Here is a 20,647-nt window from a genome sequence, read left to right as displayed (position 1 = left end):
AGCTCCTGGCGGGCGGTTCATTGCAACTGGCCAGGTGTGGAGCCGAAACGGCGCACGGGAATGGAGTCGCCATCGGCTTCGGGCGGACTCAGGAAACGGATCGCGCGCTGGGCCTGGTCATCCTCCACCATCAGGCCCTGCAACGCTGCGTCGAGCGCCGCAAAGTCTGCGACCTCGCTACGGCGGCTACCCACCGCCACGGTGAACCGCAGCGCCATGGAGGTGGGGTCGTCGGTATCACGCATCAGCCCCAGGGCCACCAGCCGGGACAGACGAGCCCTGAACGCTTCACCCGGCATCACGCCCTCCATCACGATGCCCAGCATGTTGCGGCCAAGCCGCCCCACAGTGTCGAAGTCGCGCGTGATGGTGCGTACCAGCCGCACGCTGCGGGCCAGCAGTTCTTCGGCCTCAACGATGTTCAGCCTGTCCGGGTCGGCCGGCTCCACAGAAACATAGATGATGGCCAGGTCACGCTTCAGCTCCGGCGCGGCGTTCCAGATGCGGGCCGCGCGGTCGCGAAAGGTTTTCCTGTTAAGGAAACCGGTGAGCGGATCGTGCTCTTTGGCCGCCTGCTCGCGCACTGTATCGGCGTGGCGCAGACGGCTCCAGGCGTTGATGCACAGCATCATGACCACCACCTCCACCAGGGCAGCGGCGACCGGAGTTTCGCCGGGCAACCAGGGCGCGTTGATAAGCCCCGAGCTTTCGGCAAGGGCGAGGGCCACGCAAACAAGGTAGGGCAGGTACACCAGCAGCCAGTAGCCGCCGAAGGCCACACCACGCCGCCAGGCACGCCATGCGCAGGTGATGGTGAAGGCAAAAACGCTGAGTGTGATGGCGTGAAACATCGGCACCATGCGGTCATACTGCTCAACGAAGGGGCTGGCCGTCATGTACACGAGGCACAGCGCAACCAGCGCGCGCGCCATGCGGTGAAAGTTCCGTCCCTGCAGCCCGCCGAAGATGGACCGGGTGAACTGGAGGTTGAAGGCCAGGGCGCCCATCACAGACAACACAATCGCGTGGCTGGCAAAGGTTGTGGCGTGGGGCCACAGGTAACGCTGGGCCGCGCCGGTGTAGCAGAGGGTGGCCATGACGGTAAACACAAGGTAGCCGGCATACCAGGCATAGGTGCGGTCGCGATAGGCCAGCGCCATCTGGGCGCAGAAGAGAGCCAGCGTGATGATCACCCCCAGCTGCAGGCCCACCCACAACATCTGCACCACATCTCGCCGGGACGCCTCTGCCGTACCTACCAGCACGGGACTCAGATTGACGGGCAAGCGATGTACCACGCGGACAAAAATGTCCTGCGCGTCCGCGCCGGGCTGCGGCAACGGAAAACGCGGCCGCAGCGAATCGACAGGCCACCGCACATGCGCCACAAAGTCCCCGGCCACAGCCATGCGCCATGCACCGCCCGCATCGCGCTGAAAGAACTCATACCGATCCACGATCACGGTGGGAAATTCCAGCAGCCAATCGGTGCCATTCACCACACCCCCCGGCGCCAGCGTCATGCGCAGCCAAAGCGGCGAGGCCGCACTCACTGCATAACGCTTGCCGCTCACCAGGGGCTTGAAGAGCGCGGCATCCATGGCCGCAACCTGCGCAACGGTGGCGCTTGCGGGCAAGCCTTCGAGCACCTGCAGCGGGGCGGGGTAGGACGCCGGACTGCCGGCAGCGGCGGGCGGGGAATTCAGCCCGAGCAGAAACACCAGCCCCAACACACCGGTCCAGAGCAGCGGATTGCACTGCCGCCACGAAGCCGAACGGGTTGCGCGCTGTTCTTTCATGAAATCCATTCTTTACCCGAGATGCTATTAATACAGGAGCAACGAGAACCCGTCAATTAAAGGCTTAAAGCACCTTTTATAGCTCATCACAGGTGGTCGCCGTCGACGTAGTACCAACGGCCTAACTCGCGAACAAAGCGGCTGCGTTCGTGCAGGCGCACGGCCGGGCTGCCGGGGGTTTTCTGGCGGGCGACGAATTCGACCTCGGCGTGGGTGTCATCGATCTGGCGATGGCTGCGCACTTCCAGGCCCAGCCATTTCACATCGGGATCGAATTCAACCGATGCCGGCCGATGGCTGGTATGCCAGGTAGCGAGCAGGTAGTCGGCACGCCCAGCCACAAAGGCGGTGTAGCGCGAACGCATGAGGGACTCGGCGTCGGGCGCGGGCACGGTGTCGAAGTGACCAAGGTAGCGGCCACAGCAATTTGCGAACAGCAACGGCTTTTTGGCCGGGCCTGTGCGGCCGCAGGGGCATGGCTGAGATGGCGATGGGTTAGGCATCACCCGCGCATCAGCCGCAGGAGTTGTTGTTTGCGCGGGCCTTGCGCTCTTCCAGCGTTTCGGTGGGCGCGCCCTGCTTCACCCATTCGGCATAACCACCATCGATATGGGCCACATTGCGCATGCCCATGTCCTGCAGGGTTTTGGTGGCCAGTGCGCTGCGCCAGCCGGCCCCGCAAAAGAGGATGAACTCCTTGCCCTCATCGGAAAACAGCGGCTTGTGGTACGGCGACTCGGGGTCTACCCAGAATTCAAGCATGCCGCGCGGCGCGTGGAAGCTGTCCACCACGGTGCCGGCTGTCAGCTCGCGCACATCGCGGATGTCGACGATCTGTACCTTGGGGTCGCCGAGTTTTGACCTGGCATCTGCCACGGAATAGGTTTTGACTTGCGCCATGGCCTCGTCGACCAGTGCGCGGAATCCTTTGGTGATGGGCATGCTCTGTCTCCTGCTGTGGATCGGCAAGTTTACGGTTTGCTGCACGCAGTTGAACCAGACCCCTGACCAAAACCCAGCAGGGGCCGCGGAACCGGCTTTGCCGGGCCGCAGGCGCAGCGGCCCCCTCGGGGGGCAGGGAGCGACACGAAGTGCGCGACCGTGGGGGCTAAAGAGATCTTTGGATGATGATCTTTTGAACGTCGGAAGTGCCTTCGTAAATCTGGCACACGCGCACATCGCGGTAGATACGTTCCACCGGAAAGTCGCTGACATAGCCATAACCGCCCAGCGTCTGGATGGCGGCGCTGCAAACCTCTTCGGCCATTTCGCTGGCAAAAAGCTTGGCCATGGCGGCTTCTTTCAGGCAGGGCAGGCCAGCGTCGCGCAGGCTGGCAGCGTGCCAGATGAGCTGGCGGGCCGCTTCAATCTTCGTTGCGCAATCAGCCAGGCGAAAGCCTACTGCCTGGTGGTTAAAGATGGCGGTGCCAAAGCTCTGGCGCTCTTTGGCGTAACTCAGGGCAAACTCAAACGCGCTGCGCGCCATGCCCACACTTTGCGCGGCGATGCCGATGCGCCCGCCTTCGAGTGCGCCCAGCGCGATCTTGTAGCCTTCGCCTTCGTTGCCGATCAGGTTGTCGGCCGGGATGCGGCAGTTGTCAAAATTGATTTGTGCGGTGTCGCTGGAATGCTGCCCCAGCTTGTCTTCAAGCCGCGCCACCACATAGCCGGGTGCGCTGGTGGGCACGATGAAGGCACTCATGCCTTTTTTTCCGGCGCCCTTATCGGTAACGGCGATGACGATGGCCGCATGGCCGTTCTTGCCGCTGGTGATGAATTGCTTGACGCCATTGATCACGTATTCGTCGCCGTCTTTGACGGCCGTGGTTCGCAGTGAAGAGGCATCGCTGCCCACATGCGGCTCGGTCAGGCAAAAGACGCCGAGCATTTCGCCCTGCGCGAGTTTTGTCAGCCACTGCTTTTTCTGCTGCGCATTGCCGTAGCGCATGAGGATGGCATTGACCGGGCAGTTGGTAACACTGATCGCGGTACTGGTGCCGCCGTCGCCCGCGGCGATTTCTTCGAGCACCAGCGCAAGCGTGAGGTAGTCAAGGTTCGCGCCGCCGAACTCTTCAGGCACGCAGATGCCGTAGGCGCCGAGTGCAGCCAGGCCCTTGTGCGCCTCGACCGAGAAGTGGTGTTCCTTGTCCCAGCGCGCGGCGTGGGGCCAGAGCTCGGCCTGCGCAAAGTCGCGCACCGCGTCGCGGATCATCGTTTGGTCTTGGGTCAGGATCATCGAAATCTTTCAGTGGAGTGCAGGGCTCACCATGTGCTGAAGCGGCGGCCGTCGTAGTCAAGAAAGGAGCCCTTGTGCGCGGCGGTCAGCCCGGCCAGGGTCTTGCGCATGGCCGTGACACTTTGAACCGTGGTGAGCGGCGCGTCCAGGCCGCCCATGTCGGTTTGAACCCAGCCGGGCGACAGGGCCACCATGATGGCGCGCGGGTAGTCATGCTGGGCGGACGCCACGGCCATGTTCAGCGCAGCCTTGCTGACGCGGTAGGTCCAGCTGCTGCTGGACGGGACCTCGCCAATGCAACCCATGCCGCTGGTGATGAAGGCAAAGCGTCCCTTGCCGCCACCACCAAGCCGGGAGGCCTCGACCATGGGCGCGACTTGCGGAATGGCCTGCATGGCGCCCAGCACATTGGTGTGCAGGGTGTGGTCAAACGCCTCGCGCGTCGGCGGCGTCAGTGCATCGCCCTGCGGAAAGACGCCGGCCACGTAGAGGGCGATGTCGATCTCTTCGCCGTCCAGCAGCCAGGCCAGGCCGCTGATGCTGGCAGGCTGGGCCACGTCCAGCCGCAAGGCCTTGGCGCCCAGGGCCTTGAGGCGCTGCAGGCCTTCGTCGTTGCGTGCGGTGGCTATGACGTTGGCACCGTCCGCCAGGTACTGGCTGACGAATTCAAGGCCTATGCCGCGTGATGCGCCGATGACGAGGACTTTCATGGATTAGCCCGCGAAGTTGAAGTACTTCGACCATGACGGGTCGAACGCATTGCTCAGCTCAACGTCGGCGAACGATGCGCCGCGCAAGCTGGTGTCAATCACGCCGAGTGCGGCAGGCAGGTCGCCCACGTAATAGTTGGCCAGGCGCCGGCCGTTCCTGACCACGGTGTGGGACAGGATGCCGGCATGCTGAAGCTCCAGGCGGGTGGCGATCTGCTCCTGGACTTCGCGGGCACGCTCCAGTGCCGCATGGTCATCCACGGGCAGGCGCAGCTCGATCGCGTGGCCCAGGTCAGGCCGCGCTGCAATCGCATTGGCGCTCTGGTTGACCGCCACGATCGCCTTGTCACCCTCCTGGTCGTCTTCTTCGTCGTCGCCCTCTTCGTCGCCGTCCTGGTTGTTGCCAAAGACGACCGTCATGACAGACCACCGGTGTTCGCCGCTCGGGAACAAGCCTGTGTGCCCCAGTTCATTCGTCCAGAACGCGTCGAGTACAGCGCCAAACTTGTCGAGCGTCGTGGAGCCGGCCACCTCGTCCGAAAACGCGTCGACGAAATCCACAAAGCCCACCTTGACCGCGAAGTCGTACTCGCCCAGCACATGGTCGAGCATGATGAAGGTCATGTTGCGCGCATGGTCCTGCATGTCGCTGGGCAGTTCACGCGCAAACATGACTTCGATGCCCACCTGCCCTTCATCGGCGACGTGGCCGATCAGCACGTCGGAGGTGGCCAGTTCAAAGTTGTCCATCCGCATGGGGAAGTCGGGGCTTTCCGTGCGGGCGCGAAAGGCAGTGAGGCTGTAATGCTTCAGCGGCGGCGCGCGCTTGACGAAATCCAGCAGCAGCGGAAAGGTTTCGGTACTGCCGTGCGCGGTGGCGATCAGTTCGACCTGCTGGTCGCCGTCGTCAGCCGACATTTCCAGCGCCAGCCCTTCCAGGTACTCCTCGAGAACTTCATTGATGCTCTCGACCTGGTCGCGTACCGGCTGGCGGACAAGCTCCGCCTCGCCCTCCTGGAATTTCAGCCAGAACGCATCGATGCGCTGGGCGAGCTCAGCGGGTGAAAGCGTTTGTGGTGCTTCTTGCGTCATACCAGCTCGATCGCCATGGCCGTGCCTTCACCGCCGCCGATGCACAAGGTGGCAACGCCTTTCTTCAGGCCGCGGGCCTTGAGCGCGTGGATCAGCGTGACCAGGATGCGGGCGCCGGACGCGCCGATGGGGTGGCCCAGCGCGCAGGCGCCGCCGTTGACGTTGACGATGTCGTGGCTGATGCCGAGTTCTTTCATCGCGGCCATGGGCACCACGGCGAAAGCTTCATTGACTTCCCACAGGTCCACGTCTTTGGCGCTCCAGCCGATCTTCTTGAGCAGCTTGTTGACCGCGCCGACCGGGGCGGTGGTAAACCATTCAGGGTCTTGCGCAAACGTGGCGTGGCCGAGGATGCGCGCGATGGGCGTGGCGCCCAGTTCTTTGGCGGTGGATTCACGCGCCAGCACCAGGGCGGCGGCGCCGTCGTTGATGGACGAGCTGGAGGCGGCGGTGATGGTGCCGTCTTTCTTGAAGGCAGGCTTGAGTGTGGGAATCTTGTCGAGCTTGACCTTGCCCGGGCCTTCGTCGATAGAGATCACCGTTTCGCCGCTGCGGCCCTTGACGGTGATGGGCGTGATTTCGGCCTTGAAGGCACCGGATTCGGTGGCGGCCTTGGCGCGGTTCACGCTGGCGGTGGCAAAGGCGTCCTGCGCTTCGCGGGTGAACTTGTACTTGTCGGCGCACTGCTCGCCGAAGGTGCCCATGGCGCGGCCGGGTTCATAAGCGTCTTCCAGGCCGTCGAGCATCATGTGGTCATAAATGCGGTCGTGCCCGATGCGGATGCCGCTGCGGCCCTTGAGCAGCAGGTGGGGTGCGTTGGTCATGCTTTCCATGCCGCCGGAAACCATCACGTCGCGGCTGCCGGCGATGAGCTGGTCGTGCGCGAGCATGGTGGCTTCCATGCCGGAGCCGCACATTTTGGACAGCGTGACGGCGCCCACGCTGGCGGGCAGGCCGCCCTTGAAACCGGCCTGGCGTGCCGGCGCCTGGCCCTGGCCGGCCATCAGACAGTTGCCGAACAGCACTTCATCGACCTTTTCAGGCGCAATGCCGGAACGTTCGATGGCGGCCTTGATGGCGTAGCCGCCCAGGTCATGGGCCGACAGGCTGGCGAAGTCGCCCTGGAAGCCGCCCATGGGGGTGCGGGCTGCGCCAAGGATAACGATGGATTCAGACATGAGGAGGTCCTTTCAACAGGTAAGAAAAATTCGGGAGGCATCTGTCAACAAGCCGCGACGGACGCAGGATAAGTAGCAAAGCCAAGGTGGAGCGCGCTCCCAGCCAGCCAGGGCCGCGGAACCGGCTTTGCCGGGCCGCAGCCGCAGCGCCACCGAGGGGCTGGAGCCCGCGGCTCCAAGCCTGCCTGCGCAGGCTTGGACGGGCGACAGAGGCGAAGCGTCTCGCGAGCCGCGGCCTGCAAGGCCTCGCGCATTACACGGAGCCGAAGGCGAAGTGAAAAGCGTGGGGGCCAACATCTTCTAGGGCGTCAGGCCGCTCAGGCCTGTGAGCACGGGCTCGGGCGGCAGTTGCATGAGGACTTCATCGTGGGGAGCACCGGGGCTGTGCAGCGCGACAAAGCGTTTCTCGCGCTCATAAGGAAATACGTCGTGCACGTGGCCGGCCTGGATGCGTGCCTGGTGGCTTTGCCAGAAATGGGCGTCGAGCAGGTCGCCGTGGTGCTTCATGAAGACTTCGCGCACCGCGTCATTGCCGAGCAGGAAGGGGCCGAAAGTTTCGGGGAACACGTCCTTGGGGCCGACGGTATACCAGACCTCGCCGCTCATCTCTTCTTCCTCGTTGCGCGCGGCGGGCACCTTGCGGAAGTTGCAGTCGGTGATGTATTCGATCTCGTCGTAGTCGTAGAACACGACCTTGCCGTGGCGCGTGATGCCAAAGTTCTTCCAGAGCATGTCGCCGGGGAAGATGTTGGCGGCCACCAGGTCCTTGATGGCGTTGCCGTATTCGACGACGGCACGCTCGATCTGGTCCTGGGCTGCCGGCTCTTTCACGCCGGCGTCAAAGGCTTCCTGCAAATAGATGTTGAGCGGGATCATGCGCCGCTCGATGTAGACATGCTTGATGATGACTTCGGTGGCACCGTCGCCGTCGCGGTCGCTGATCTCAAGCTGGCTGGGCGCGAACTTTTCGATCTCGGCGATCAGCTCGTCGCTGAAACGTTCGCGCGGAAAGGCCACTTCGCTGTATTCCTGCGTGTCGGCCATGCGGCCCACGCGATCATGCTGCTTGACCAGCAGGTACTTGCCCTTGATCTGCTCGCGCGTGGTGTCTTTTTGCGGCGGGTAGTAGTCCTTGATGACCTTGAACACGTAGGGGAACGAGGGCAAGTCGAACACCAGCATGACCATGCCCTTGATGCCGGGCGCAATGCGGAACTTGTCGGTGGAGTGCCGCAGGTGGTACAGAAAGTCGCGGTAGAAAAGCGTCTTGCCCTGCTTGGCCAGGCCCAGCGCGTTGTAGATTTCAGCGCGCGGCATGTGCGGCATCATGCTGCGCAAAAACTGCACGTAGGCTGACGGGATGCCCATGTCGACCATGAAGTAGGCGCGGGCAAAGCTGAACAGGATGAGCAAATCATCTTCACCAAACAGCGCGGCGTCGATGACCAATTTACCGGCCTTGTTGTGCAGCACCGGCAGTGCAAACGGCACTTCGTTGAAGCCGTTGATGATCTTGCCCACAACGTACGCGCCCTTGTTGCGGAAAAACAGGCTGGTGAGTACCTGGATCTGGAAGTTGGCGCGCAGCTTGACGTCGGTGAGCCGCCCGCTGATGGCTTCAAGCACATAACCCGCGTCGCGCTCGAGGTTGTCAAACGGCAGGCGCAGGTCGAAGTCGCGCACCAGCTGCAGCAGCACCTCGCGCATGTTGTCGCGGGTGGGGTAGTAGGCGCGGTAGGTCGGCTGCGACACCAGCTCGTCGTTCTCGATGTATTCGGTGCTGACGGCGGGCCGCACGAAGATGAAGTCGTTCTGGAAGTAGCTGCGGTGCAGGATCTTGGTGGTGACCGAATTGAAAAACGTTTCGGCCAGCTCGGGCTGGTGGTGATTGACCAGCAGGCCGATGTAATGGAGCTTGACCTGCTGCCAGACGTCCATGGGCTGGTCGCCGGCCTTGAACTCGCGCTCCAGGCGCATGGACGCTTCGCGCACGCGCAGGTCGTAGAACTCGATGCGTTCGCGCTGCGCGCGCTGCTGGCCGTGCCAGTCTGCCGTTTCAAAGCGGTGCTTGGCGCGCGCGGACTCGGTTCGGAACAGTTGGTAGTGGCGGTTAAAGCCGTCCATCATCGCCTTGGCGATGTCGTAGGCAATGCTCGAGTCCAGGCGCTGGGGGAACATGGCTTGCTGTGCGCCGTTCAGACCAGCTGCTGCTGTTCACCGCCGCCGACGCGGGCGTTCCAGGTATCCCACACACGGTCGATGGCCTTGCCGTAGAACTTGTTGAGCTCGTCGGGCGCCGACACGCTCATCTGCAGGTCCTGCAGCAGACCGTCATGCACACCGAAGGCCCAGCCGTGCACGGTGACCTCCTGGCCGCGCGCCCAGGCATCAACCATCACGGTGCTGACGGAAACATTGACCACCTGCTCGATGACGTTGATATCGCAAAGGGCTTTGGCGCGCACCTCTTCGGGCAGGCTGTCAAGGAGCTGGCGGTGGCGGTGGCGCACATCCTGAATGTGGCGAAGCCAGTTGTCGGCCAGGCCGATGCGCGCGCCTTCCAGCGCGGCCTGCACGCCCGAGCAGCCGTAGTGCCCGACCACCATGATGTCCTTGACCTTGAGCCGCTCGACCGCGAACTGGATGGCCGAGAGTGCGTTGAGGTCAGAGTGCACGACGATGTTGGCGACGTTGCGGTGAACGAACACCTCGCCGGGCTCCAGGCCGGTGATCTGGTTGGCGGGCACCCGGCTGTCAGAGCAGCCTATCCACATATACCTGGGCGTCTGCTGCTTGACAAGGCTGGTGAAGAAGCCTGGGCGCTCGGCTTCCATCTGCGCGGCCCAGGCGCGGTTATGGGCGAAGAGGTCTTGGAGCGATGTGGTCATGGTCGTATTTTCACCTGCCCGCGGGGATGCCGTCCGGCAAGCGGCAGAAAGTCATGTTTCATCGATCGCTCTCGCCTTCAACAGCGCTTTTTCGCCCAGGCATTTATCGGTCAGGGTGGCGAGCTCTTTGTCGCTGAACGGGTTCGAGGGTGCGGGGTTCGGCCCGACTTTCACGATGGATGCGTCGACCAGCAAAGGTCCTTCCCCGGAAAAATCACAGACAAAACGGTATTTGCCGTCGGTGAGCGAGGCGGTCAGCATCTTCCGGGTCTGGTACAGCTTGCCACTCTGGTAGCACCACCTGTCCACTTCACCGTCACCCTGGACCAGTCCGGTCAGGCAGCGGTCTCCTTCGCGTTCATAGAATACGCCCTTGCCTCCCGCCAGGAGTGGGCGCAGGTTCTTGAAGTCAGGCGTTGGGCCGAGCGAATACATCAACTGCTGGGCGGGATAAGGATTTCCGGCGCCATGGGCGTATTCAAACAGCGTGAGGTTTCCCATGCTTGCCCACTTGAACTGCTCACATCCCGTGTGATGCGCCAGGCCCTTGGCGGTAAAACCCATGGGTTCGTCAAGGTCGATGCTGACGGTGGTGCCGTCCCGCAGGGTGAGGCCGACGGCGTAGGCCGCGAAACGGCCCTTCAGGGCGAGCATAGCTTCCTCGGAGACCTCCCCCACCCTTGAGGCATCCAGAAAGACGTTCACGGCCTTTCCCCGCAGAGATTCGGGGACGCCGCATTCGAACGTAGCGTCGGCTTGCGGCACTGCCGCGTAGGGCGGGGGCTCATCTTTTTCGCACGCACCGAGAAGCGCGGCAAGCACGAGCACAAGGAGCCATCTCGCCGTCTGATGTATCACTGGCATGGGTACCGGCCTTACATGGTCTCGGCGAACAATTCGCGTCCAATCAGCATGCGGCGGATTTCGCTGGTGCCGGCACCGATTTCATAGAGTTTGGCGTCGCGCCAGAGGCGGCCCAGCGGGTATTCGTTGATGTAGCCGTTGCCGCCGTAGATCTGCACACCCTCGCCGGCCATCCAGGTGGCTTTTTCGGCGCACCAGAGGATGACGGAGGCGCAGTCCTTGCGGACCTGGCGCACGTGGTCGGTGCCGAGCATGTCGAGGTTTTTGGCCACGGTGTAGGCAAACGAGCGGCCGGCCTGCAGCACGGTGTACATGTCGGCGACCTTGCCCTGGATGAGCTGGAACTCGCCGATGCTCTGGCCGAATTGCTTGCGGTCGTGGATGTAGGGCACGACGTTGTCCATGACGGACTGCATGATGCCCAGTGGCCCGCCGGTGAGCACGGCACGTTCGTAGTCGAGCCCGCTCATCAGCACTTTCGCCCCGCTGTTGAGGCCGCCGAGGATCTGGCTGGCCGGCACTTCGACGTTGTTGAAGACGAGCTCGCCGGTGTGGCTGCCGCGCATGCCGAGCTTGTCGAGCTTTTGCGCGACGGAAAAGCCCTTCATGCCTTTTTCAATCAGGAAGGCGGTCACGCCGCGCGCGCCAAGCTCGGGTTCGGTCTTGGCATAGACCACCAGGGTGTCGGCATCGGGGCCGTTGGTGATCCACATCTTGCTGCCGTTGAGCAGGTAGTAGCCGCCCTTGTCTTCGGCCTTGAGCTTCATGCTGATGACGTCGCTGCCGGCGCCGGGTTCGCTCATGGCCAGCGCACCCACGTGCTCGCCCGTGATGAGCTTGGGCAAATATTTTTTGCGCTGCTCATCGGTGCCGTTGCGCTTGATCTGGTTGACGCAGAGGTTGCTGTGCGCGCCGTAGGACAAGCCCACCGAGGCGCTGGCGCGGCTGATTTCTTCCATGGCGATCATGTGGGCCAGGTAGCCCATGTTGGCGCCGCCGTATTCCTCACCCACGGTGATGCCGAGCACGCCGAGCGAGCCCATTTTTTTCCACAGGTCCATCGGGAACTGGTCGTTGCGGTCGATCTCGGCGGCGCGCGGGGCGATTTCGGCCTGCGCGAATTCGCGCACGGCGTCGCGCAGGGCGTCGATGTCTTCACCGAGCATGAAGTTGAGTCCGGGCATGTTGGTCATGGTGGGCTTTCTGAAGTCGTATGACGGGATTGGATTAGTAGGTCTTGGGCACGGGCACCAGCGTCTGCTGCATCAGCGCGCAGGCGCTTTCCTTGCCCGCTGCGCCGACGTGCGTGACTTCAGCGGTCGTGACGATGATGCGCTTGCCGGCCTTGACGACGCGGCCCAGGGCGCGCAGCTCGCCGTCCCTGAAACCGGCCATGAAGTTGATCTTGTATTCGACCGTGGTGACCTCGGAATCTTCCGCAGCCATGGTCAGCGCGGCGTAACCACCGGCGATATCGGCCAGCGCGCCCATGGCGCCGCCGTGGAAAGTGCCTTGTTGCTGCGTGACGTGCTCCGAATACGGCAGGGCCACCTCGCACAGGCCGGGCTCCACGCGCAGCAGGCGCGCACCGAGGTGCTGCATCAGGCCCTGGCGCAAAAAGCTGGCTTCAATGCGGCGAAACAGTGTGGACGGTGCGGCGGTTGCATCCATGGAAGACCCTTTGAACGGATAAAAGGCGGCTCTTGTTTTAGTTGACGTTTACGTAAACGTCAATTATGCCTGCTGGCGGAAGCGCTGTCCAAGGGCGGTGAAAGCTTCGCGCGCGACCTGAGCGTCCGTGCGATCGCGTCCCGAAGGGGAAAGAGATGCGCATCGCCGGCAAATTGCGCTTCCCGTGAATTGCCCGTATGGACAATCACCATGCGGGCGACGGGATCGACAAAGATATTCTGGCCGCCGACACCCCAGAAAAAGGACCGGCCGCCGGCCGCCTGTGGAATCCAGACGTGCAACCCATAGAACGGGGCCCCCTTGGGCTGCGGCTTGTCCGGCCGTAGCATGACCATCTCGTCGATCCATGCGGCGGGCACGACCTGCCCGCCTGCCGCCTGCCCCCGGTTCAGCACCAGCGTCCCCAGCCGGCCGTAGTCGCGCAGGCGCGCGGCGAACTGGCCTTGAACACCCTCCTCGCCATGGAAATTCTTGATCCAGAAGCCGCTGCCCTCGGCCCCGAGGCGCGACCACATCCTGTCCTCCAGATATGCGGTGTTGCTCACGCCCGTACGTTCGCTCAGCATGAGGCCGAGCAACGCGCTCACCGCGCCGTTGTAGCTGAAGGTCTTGCCGGCGGGGGATCGATCCGTCCTCTCCTGCAGGTAGCGCCGCATGCTCTGGCGCGGCGAGACGGTGGGGTCGGTCGCGCGGTTGTCCGATATCGCGCCCGCCTCGTAGGCGGCATGAAGCTTGGCCGAGGTGGCCATCCGCAGCAGATCCTCCACCGTGTCGTCGGCAAATGCGCTGGCTCCGAAGCCGGGCAAGACCTGCCTGACGGTGGTGCCCAGCGCCAGCTTGCCTTCCGCGACTGCCACGCCGACCAGCAGCGACAGGATCGTCTTCGACATGGACGCCGAGAGCAGCGCGTCCTGGGCGCCGGTTCCCTGCAGGTATCGCTCATAGACGATCCGGTCCTCATGCAGGACGAGAAACCCCGTCGTGCAGAAACGGGTCAGGTACTCCTCGAGCGAATGGGCTTGCGGATCCCCGGTAACGCGATACGTCACATCCTCCAATGGCAGGCCATGGCCGAACACCGCCGGCGCACCGGCCGCCCGCGCTTCATTGAACGGAAATCGCTGCTGGGGGTTGAGGAATGAACCGGTGCATCCCTGTTGGGCCGCCGCGAGGGCGGGCAGGCCCACCGCGAACAGGACCAGGGCCGCGCGGCGCAGGGAATCGATCGTCATGGGGCTAGTCGCAAAGCAGGTCACCGCTACGCCGCCTGCTTCGCTTTCTCAAGTTTCGCCAGCAGCGCCTTGGCCTCGCGCTCGTGCGTTTTCACCTCTTCGAGGTTGCCCTGCAGTTCGGTCATCTGCTCCTCCAGCTGTGCGCGGTGCTGCGCCAGGATGGCGAGGAACTTGCGCAGCTGCGGCCCGGTGTCGCGCGGGCTGTCGTACATGTCGATGATGTCCTTGGCCTCGGTCAGCGACAGGCCCAAACGCTTGGCGCGCAGGGTAAGCTTGAGCCGGGTACGGTCACGCGCGGTGTACACGCGGTTGCGTCCGCCCGCCCCTTCGCGCTGGGGCTGCAGCAAGCCCATGTCTTCGTAAAAACGCATGGCGCGCGTCGTCAGGTCAAACTCTTTTGCCAGGTCGCTGATGGTGTAGGTAGTGGCCATGATGTGGTCTTTGCAAACGCGGGCGACAGCGCGAAACAGGCGCGGTCCCTACAATGGTTGTGTATGACGTTTACGTAAACGTCAAATATACCGCGAATGATGACATGAACCTCCTTGAGCAGCAACTGGATTACCCCTTTGGAGACACCCTGCCCGAGTCGGGCATGGCCATGGAGGTGGCGCCGGACGTCAAGTGGATACGCATGGCCCTGCCCTTCGCGCTGAACCACATCAACCTGTGGCTGCTGCGCGACGAGATGGACGACCCGGACCGGGCGGGCGCGAAGATACAGGGCTGGACCATCGTGGACTGCTGCATCAGCCGGGAAGAGTCCAAAGCGCAGTGGGAGGCGATTTTTGCCACCCAGCTGGAAGGCATGCCGGTGCTGCGTGTCATCGTGACGCACATGCACCCCGACCATATCGGGCTGGCGCACTGGCTCTGCGAACGCTGGACCACGCCCAAACGGGTGTGCATGTTGTGGATCAGCGCCACCGACTATCTTTCGGCCCGCATCGGCTCACAAAGCACCACGGGTTTCGGCGGGGAAAGCGCCGCGCGCTTTTTTGCCGCGCACGGACTGGTGGATCCGGAATCCGTCGAGAAAATCCGCGGCCGGGCCAGCTACTACCCCGGCATGGTCCCGGCCGTGCCGGCCAGCTACGTCCGCATCATGGACGGCATGACGGTGCGTATCGGCGGGCGCGACTGGCGCTGCATCAGCGGCTACGGCCATGCGCCCGAACACATCGCGCTGCACTGCGAAGCGCTGGACACCCTCATCAGCGGCGACATGGTGTTGCCGCGCATTTCAACCAATGTCAGCGTTTACGACATGGAGCCGGAATCGAACGCGCTCACGCTGTTTCTTGAGTCCATCGACAAATTCCTGCCGCTGCCTGAAGACACGTTGGTGCTGCCCTCCCACGGCAAACCCTTTCGCGGCCTGCACACACGCATAGGCCAGCTGCACGACCACCACCGCGACCGCCTGGCCGAAGTGATGACGGCCTGCACCGCCGCGCCCTGTAGTGCCGCCGACATCCTGCCCATCATGTTCCCCCGCAAGCTGGACCTGCACCAGACCACCTTCGCCATGGGCGAAGCCGTGGCGCACTTGCACGCACTGTGGTTTGGAGAAAAGCTCACGCGGCGGCTGGACGCCGACGGGATTTACCGTTTCAGTAGCGTTAGTCCGTAAGCGGGGTCAAGACACGCGCTATGTTTTTAGTAGCTTCTCGCGCTCGCCAGGATTGGTCCGCAGTCCGACTAGGCACATAAGAATGCAATGGATGGCTGTGGGGCCCCTTCTTTACCAGCAGGGGCCGCGGGACTGACTTTGCCAGACCGCAGGCGCAGCGCCCCCTCGGGGGGCAGCGCATTACACGAAGCCGAAGGCGAACTGAAAAGCGTGGGGGCTCAAGCCCTCCACTTCCGGTTAGCCGTCACCAAAGCGGTGAGGTAGCCGTGCAGCCATTCAAAGTTGACAGGTTTTTTCAGCAGGTGGGCGTGCTGGGGCAAGCCTCCGCGTGCCGCAATGGCGTCGGGAGGCAAGCCGCTGATGACAACGATCTGCATGTCGGCCAGTTGCACGTTGCGTTTGAGTGTCTTGAGCATCTCAATGCCGTCCACGCCGGGCATGGACAGGTCCGTGATCAGCAGGTCGGGCCGCATGCTGGCGATATCCATCATGGCCTCCAGGGCAGATGGCATCCAGGTGCAGTCAACCGGCAGGTCCCAGTCTTCAAACTGGCAGCGGTACAGCTCGCGGGTGTCTTCGTCGTCTTCCACCATCAGCACCCGCAGGCGGCTTTTGGGGTCGGTGTCGACACGGGACAGCTGTGGGCTGTTTTTGGCCAGGTAGGCGTTGATGGACTGCAGCGCAATGCGGCGGTGCCCACCCAGCGTCTTCCACGCCTCGATTTCCCCTTTTTCAACCAGGGACTGCACCGTCGCAACGGAGAGCCCCAGAAGCTTGGCTGCATAGCTGGTGCCGCAGTAATCCTCGCTGGAGAAATCCGCAGCCGTGATCGCGGCCTCGAAGGACTTGGGTTCACGCGCCATGGCAGACCGAACGGGGATTGGAGTGTTTCATTTTGGGCATTTTAATCAATTCGACTCAATCGCTTCATAGAAAATGATAGTAAGCATCAACTAACGCCAGTTAGCGCTGCCGGCGTCAGGGAGACAGCGGTGCGGTGGGCAGGGTGAAGAAGAACGTTGCCCCCTTGCCGGGCGCCGCCTCGGCCCACAACCTGCCGCCGTGCCGCTTGATCACGCGGCTGACGGTGGCCAGCCCGATGCCCGTGCCCGGAAACTCCGCGACAGCATGCAGGCGCTGAAACGGCTTGAAGAGCTTGTCGGCATAAGCCATGTCGAAGCCGGCACCGTTGTCCCTGACGAAAAACTCCGGCAGCCCCGCTGCATCAAGCTGGCAGCCTACGGTGATTTCGCTGAGGGGTTGCTGGGCACTGAACTTCCAGGCGTTGCCGATCAGGTTTTCCATCACCACCCGGACCAGCCGGCTGTCGCCGTGCGCCTTCAGGCCTTTTTCGATGTTCACCGCAACCTTGCGCTCGGGGTCGCGCACCCGCCATTCGTCCAGGATGATGCGGGCAAGCTCCGACAGGTCCACCACCTTGTTGTTCAGGGGGGTGCGCGACACCTGCGCCAGCGACAGCAGGTCTTCAATCAGTTGCCCCATCTGCGCCACGCCGGCCTGGATACGTGCCAGGTAGTGCGTCACTTTCTCGCCGGCATCGGCCCCCAGGTGTTTGCCCAGCAGGCGGCTGAAGCCGTCCACGGTGTTCAGCGGCGAGCGAAGGTCGTGCGACACGGAGTATGAAAACGCTTCGAGTTCCTGGTTGGACAGGCGCAGGGCGGCTTCAATGGCCTTGATCTCGGTGATGTCCGCGTCGATGCCTACCCAAAAGGCCACTTCACCGCGTTCGTCCAGCACGGGCGATGCGCGGTAGGACATGGTGTGCACGCCGTCCCTGGCCAGCACGCGGCGTATGCCCGAGTATTGCGACCGCGTCTCCCGGGCGACCTGCCAGCGGGCCCTGATATCGGGGAGGTCGTCCGGATGAATGGCCGTAAACCACTGCGTGCCGGTCCAGTCCTCCATCTTGCCGCCCGCCAGGTCAAACCAGGCTCGGTTGAAGTAGGTGGCCGCGCCGTCCGGGTCGCTGGTCCATACCACCTGGGGCGCCTGTTCGGCCAGCGCCCGGAAGAGCGCCTCTTGCCGCTCCAGCGCCAGTGTGCGCTCGGCGACTTTCTGCTCCAGTCCGGTGTTGAGCTGGCTGACCTCCTCGATCAGGCGAGAGTTCTGGATGGCGATGGACGCGAGCTGGGCCAGTTCGAGCGCCACATATTCGTCCTCCTGCGTGAACTCACCCTCGTATTTGTCGGACAGCTGGAGCAGCCCGATGTTTTTGCCGTCGCGGCCCGTCAGCGGCACGGCCAGCCAGCCGCGCATGGCTGGATGCTTGTCGGCGTAACTGCCGAAGCCGTGCCAGCGCGGATGCGCCTCCAGCTCGGCCTGGGTCATGCGCATGGACCGGTTGGTCTGGCAGACCAGGGCGTAAATGCCGGTGCCGTCGGGCGGCTCGATCATGTCCCGGTATTTCGCATATTTTTCGGAAAGCGACAGGGCGTTGATGGCCTGCCCCCAGTCGCTGTTCACGGTGAGGCTGACGATCGCCTGGTGCGCGCCTATCACCCCCCGGGCCTGCTCGGCCACCTCGTGCATGGTGCTTTCAAGCGTCTGATGCCAGGTGATGGCCTGGGCTGCGTCGGCGGCGCGCTGCAAGGTGTACAGGTGTTCCTGGACCTCATTTTCAACCTTGACCTGGGCCGAGATATCCAGCGCCAGGACAAAACGCGCCGGGCGGCCGGCATACCGCACCGAGGTTGAAAAAGGACGGGCGGTGAAAAATGACCCGTCTTTGCGGCGATGCTCCCAGCGTTCCTTGACGATCAAAGGCGAGGCGGCGTGCTGGGTCCGGAGGTTTTGAGCTTCTGCTTCGCTGCGAATGTCGTAGATCGTCATCGACAGAAACTCTTCCATCGTATAGCCATAGCTCTTAACGGCGGCTTCGTTGACCATGAGGAAGCGATAGGTCTCGGCGTCAAAAACCCACATCGGGATCGGCGCCATTTCAAAGAGAGCCGAGTAGCGGTGCTCGCTTTCTACCAGTGCCTGCTCTGCCAGCTTGCGCTGGGTGATGTCGCGCTGCACCGCGACCCAGTGGGTGTAGTGGCCTTTGGTGTCGGTGATCGGAACAATGTCGAGCTCCAGCCAGACTTCCTCGCCGCTCTTGGTGTAGTTGATGAGCTCCGCGCGTACCGGCTGCCATTTTTCCAGTGCGGCCTTGATGCGGTCGAGCTCGTCCCGCTGCGTTTTGGGGCCCTGCATCAGGCGTGGTGTTTTTCCCAGCACCTCCTCACGCGTGTAACCCGTACGGCGCTCAAAAGCATCGTTGACAAAGATGATGCGCGGGCCGGCGCCATCGATGGGTGCGGCCTCGGTGATGAGCACAATGTCGTTGAGCCGGGATACGGCGGTTTCCAGAAGGCGCAGGTGCGCCTGCGCTTCGTGCTGTTCCGTGATGTCCTGCAGCACGCCGACCAGGCTCACAACCTTGCCGTCCCGCTGCAAAGCCCGGCCCTGCGTGCGCACCCAGATGCGCCGGCCCTTTGCCGTGATGAGGGGCAGCTCCAGGTCCCATGGCGTTGCCTGCTTCAGGGCAGCCAGGGCGACCGAGCGGATGGTGCGCCGCGCTTCGGGTGCATAAAAGTCGAGCGCCTCCTCAACCCCCAGGCCGGCCGCCGGATCGAGTTCGTGGATGCGGTAAATTTCTTCAGACCAGTAAGGCGTCATGGTGTCGACAGCGACCTCCCATCCACCGACTTTCCCCAGCGCGCCGGTGCGGTTCAGCAGCTCCGTGCTGCGGGCCACCACCAGTTCCGCGCGCTTGCGGTCGGTAATTTCCTGGATCACGCCGGAGCGGCGGCGCCCCGACGGGCCGCGGCCCGCGCCTTGCCCCTCCTGCCCGGTGTCCCCGGGCTGCGCTTCGTCAGCGCGGCCAAACAGGTGGACCCATCGAATCTCGCCAGCGGATGTAACGATGCGAAATTCAATGTCCAGCGGCTGGTTGGTCCGAACGGACAGATCGCGCCGTTCCTTGAAGGCCTGGCGGTCCCCGGGATGGACCAGCTGCATGAATCTGCCATGGCTCCTGTCGAAGGTCGCGCGGTCAACACCGAGCACCTCGTAAACCTCATCGGACCACCAGCTTTCATCGGTGCCGGTGTCCAGCTGCCAGTAGCCGATGCGGCCCAGGCGCTGGGCGTCCCGCAGTTTCTGCTGGATGGCTTCGCTGTTTGCCAGTTCGGCCTCCAGGACACTCCGATGTTGCTCAAGCGACTCGGCCATGCGGTTAAAGCCCGTGGATATCCTCGCAAACTCCCCGAAATCGTCAGGCCGGCCTGGTGGTATCCGCACATCCAGCCGGCCGTTCTGGAGCTGCCGGATGGCCTCAAGGATGTTTCGGGTGGGCTCCACGATGGCGCGCCCGCCGATGACCCAGGCGATGCCGCCGCCCACAAATGCCACCAGCAACAACACCACCAGTTCCAGCCACAGCTGTTCCCGGCTGGCGCCGACGACCAGTTCGCGGTCCAGGCTGACCGCCACAAAAAAAGCGGCGTGTACGTCGGGGCTGCTGGGCATGAAAGCCCACAGGCGGCGTTGCCCGGTGCCGTCCGGCCCATCGCTGGTTCCGTTACGCATCTGCTGCACGGCCGCCTTCAGCACGGGGCTTCTGGCCACCTGCCCGATTCGTATGGGAAGGTCGGGTTTGCCCGCCAGCAGCACGCCGCCGCGGTCGTGTATGCCCAGCGCGCCGCCGGGCGGCAGCTGGACGTCGATGGTGGATTTCGCCATCTCGGCCAGGTCAACCGACGCAAAAGCCACAATGTCAACGCGCCCGTCCTTGTCCAGCAGCGGCAACGCAAATGTGATGGAAGGCCGGCCCGTGGCACGCCCCACAATGTATTCACCCACCACAAAGCTGCGCTGCTCAACGGCATTGCGGAAATAGGCACGGTCGCCCAGGTAGCCGAGCCGCACGCCTTCCTGCCCGTTGCACAGCGCATAGCCGTCCGTTCCCACAATACCGAAATTGGCGTAAAGCGGAAACAGCTTGTTGAGCTCTACAAGGTAGCGGTTGCAGCGGTCGGCGTTGCCGTCCCGCAGGCCGGGCACATGAACAATCGCCGTCAGTATCTGCCGGGCCGATTCCGCCAGGCGCTGCTGGCTGGATGCGGCCAGCGATGCGGCGAATTGCAGGTCGGTTTGGGCGCGCTCGACGGCGGCGTCGGCGTTGTAGACGGCCTTGAAAATGGACAGGCCAAACATCGGCACTATCGCCACCAGCACGAGCATGACAAGGCGGGTCCGCAGCGTGATATGAAGCTTCATGGCATCAGCGCCGCAGGTACCGGCACCGGGTGTTTCTGGG

17 protein-coding genes are annotated in these 20,647 nt (G+C 63.4%); 1 reads left to right on the top strand and 16 read right to left on the bottom strand.

From position 1 onward, the window contains the following. Positions 1-17: 17 nt before the first annotated feature. From AC1DZE_RS19840 to AC1DZE_RS19775, 14 genes are all read right to left on the bottom strand, one after another. Positions 18-1,799, bottom strand: coding sequence for a 7TM diverse intracellular signaling domain-containing protein (locus AC1DZE_RS19840; RefSeq protein ID WP_477700460.1), 1,782 nt, complete (start codon positions 1,797-1,799; stop codon positions 18-20). Positions 1,800-1,885: 86 nt separating this feature from the next. Beyond that, complete coding sequence (locus tag AC1DZE_RS19835) at positions 1,886-2,302, bottom strand: YchJ family protein (protein ID WP_477674158.1); 417 nt, start codon at positions 2,300-2,302, stop codon at positions 1,886-1,888. A 10-nt stretch (positions 2,303-2,312) separates the two neighbouring features. Further along, entirely contained in the window at positions 2,313-2,741 is a 429-nt protein-coding gene (locus tag AC1DZE_RS19830; RefSeq protein WP_477674157.1) for a rhodanese-like domain-containing protein, read from the bottom strand. 166 nt (positions 2,742-2,907) lie between these two features. Further along, the gene (locus AC1DZE_RS19825; RefSeq protein WP_477674156.1) at positions 2,908-4,035 is read right to left on the bottom strand and encodes an acyl-CoA dehydrogenase family protein; all 1,128 of its coding nucleotides are present in this window, start codon (positions 4,033-4,035) and stop codon (positions 2,908-2,910) included. Between the two features lie 26 nt (positions 4,036-4,061). After that, positions 4,062-4,745, bottom strand: coding sequence for an SDR family oxidoreductase (locus AC1DZE_RS19820; RefSeq protein ID WP_477700459.1), 684 nt, complete (start codon positions 4,743-4,745; stop codon positions 4,062-4,064). Between the two features lie 3 nt (positions 4,746-4,748). Continuing rightward, positions 4,749-5,837, bottom strand: coding sequence for a DUF695 domain-containing protein (locus AC1DZE_RS19815; protein WP_477700458.1), 1,089 nt, complete (start codon positions 5,835-5,837; stop codon positions 4,749-4,751). After that, the gene (locus tag AC1DZE_RS19810; protein WP_477670098.1) at positions 5,834-7,015 is read right to left on the bottom strand and encodes an acetyl-CoA C-acyltransferase; all 1,182 of its coding nucleotides are present in this window, start codon (positions 7,013-7,015) and stop codon (positions 5,834-5,836) included. The genes AC1DZE_RS19815 and AC1DZE_RS19810 overlap by 4 nt, the downstream gene beginning before the upstream one ends. A 300-nt stretch (positions 7,016-7,315) precedes the next feature. After that, complete coding sequence (gene aceK / locus AC1DZE_RS19805; protein ID WP_477670099.1) at positions 7,316-9,193, bottom strand: bifunctional isocitrate dehydrogenase kinase/phosphatase; 1,878 nt, start codon at positions 9,191-9,193, stop codon at positions 7,316-7,318. A gap of 17 nt (positions 9,194-9,210) precedes the next feature. After that, positions 9,211-9,903 carry a carbonate dehydratase gene (gene can, locus AC1DZE_RS19800; RefSeq protein ID WP_477666831.1) on the bottom strand — a complete coding sequence of 231 codons (693 nt, stop codon included), beginning with the start codon at positions 9,901-9,903 and terminating at the stop codon, positions 9,211-9,213. Positions 9,904-9,954: 51 nt separating this feature from the next. Further along, positions 9,955-10,731, bottom strand: coding sequence for a hypothetical protein (locus AC1DZE_RS19795; RefSeq protein WP_477670100.1), 777 nt, complete (start codon positions 10,729-10,731; stop codon positions 9,955-9,957). Between the two features lie 47 nt (positions 10,732-10,778). Then, complete coding sequence (locus AC1DZE_RS19790) at positions 10,779-11,960, bottom strand: isovaleryl-CoA dehydrogenase (protein WP_477670101.1); 1,182 nt, start codon at positions 11,958-11,960, stop codon at positions 10,779-10,781. 34 nt (positions 11,961-11,994) lie between these two features. Beyond that, on the bottom strand, positions 11,995-12,438 hold the full coding sequence (locus AC1DZE_RS19785) for a PaaI family thioesterase (RefSeq protein WP_477670102.1): 444 nt from the start codon (positions 12,436-12,438) through the stop codon (positions 11,995-11,997). A gap of 59 nt (positions 12,439-12,497) precedes the next feature. Next, positions 12,498-13,691: a serine hydrolase domain-containing protein gene (locus AC1DZE_RS19780; protein WP_477672070.1), complete on the bottom strand. Its 1,194-nt coding sequence runs from the start codon at positions 13,689-13,691 to the stop codon at positions 12,498-12,500. Positions 13,692-13,717: 26 nt separating this feature from the next. Further along, on the bottom strand, positions 13,718-14,122 hold the full coding sequence (locus tag AC1DZE_RS19775; RefSeq protein ID WP_457282826.1) for a MerR family transcriptional regulator: 405 nt from the start codon (positions 14,120-14,122) through the stop codon (positions 13,718-13,720). A 104-nt stretch (positions 14,123-14,226) separates the two neighbouring features. Here AC1DZE_RS19775 and AC1DZE_RS19770 point away from each other — a divergent pair, with 104 nt between their 5' ends. Beyond that, a complete protein-coding gene (locus AC1DZE_RS19770; RefSeq protein WP_477672069.1) occupies positions 14,227-15,324 on the top strand; it encodes an MBL fold metallo-hydrolase in 1,098 nt (365 codons plus the stop codon). 218 nt (positions 15,325-15,542) lie between these two features. Here AC1DZE_RS19770 and AC1DZE_RS19765 read toward each other — a convergent pair whose 3' ends face one another. Further along, the gene (locus tag AC1DZE_RS19765) at positions 15,543-16,187 is read right to left on the bottom strand and encodes a response regulator (protein WP_477649333.1); all 645 of its coding nucleotides are present in this window, start codon (positions 16,185-16,187) and stop codon (positions 15,543-15,545) included. A gap of 115 nt (positions 16,188-16,302) precedes the next feature. Next, complete coding sequence (locus AC1DZE_RS19760; RefSeq protein ID WP_477672068.1) at positions 16,303-20,607, bottom strand: PAS domain S-box protein; 4,305 nt, start codon at positions 20,605-20,607, stop codon at positions 16,303-16,305. Between the last annotated feature and the right edge of the window lie 40 nt (positions 20,608-20,647).

This window comes from Polaromonas sp. P1_F1, from assembly GCF_056405795.1.
Note: the sequence above shows the minus strand (reverse complement) of the source record. Positions and strands in the feature narration are given on the sequence as shown.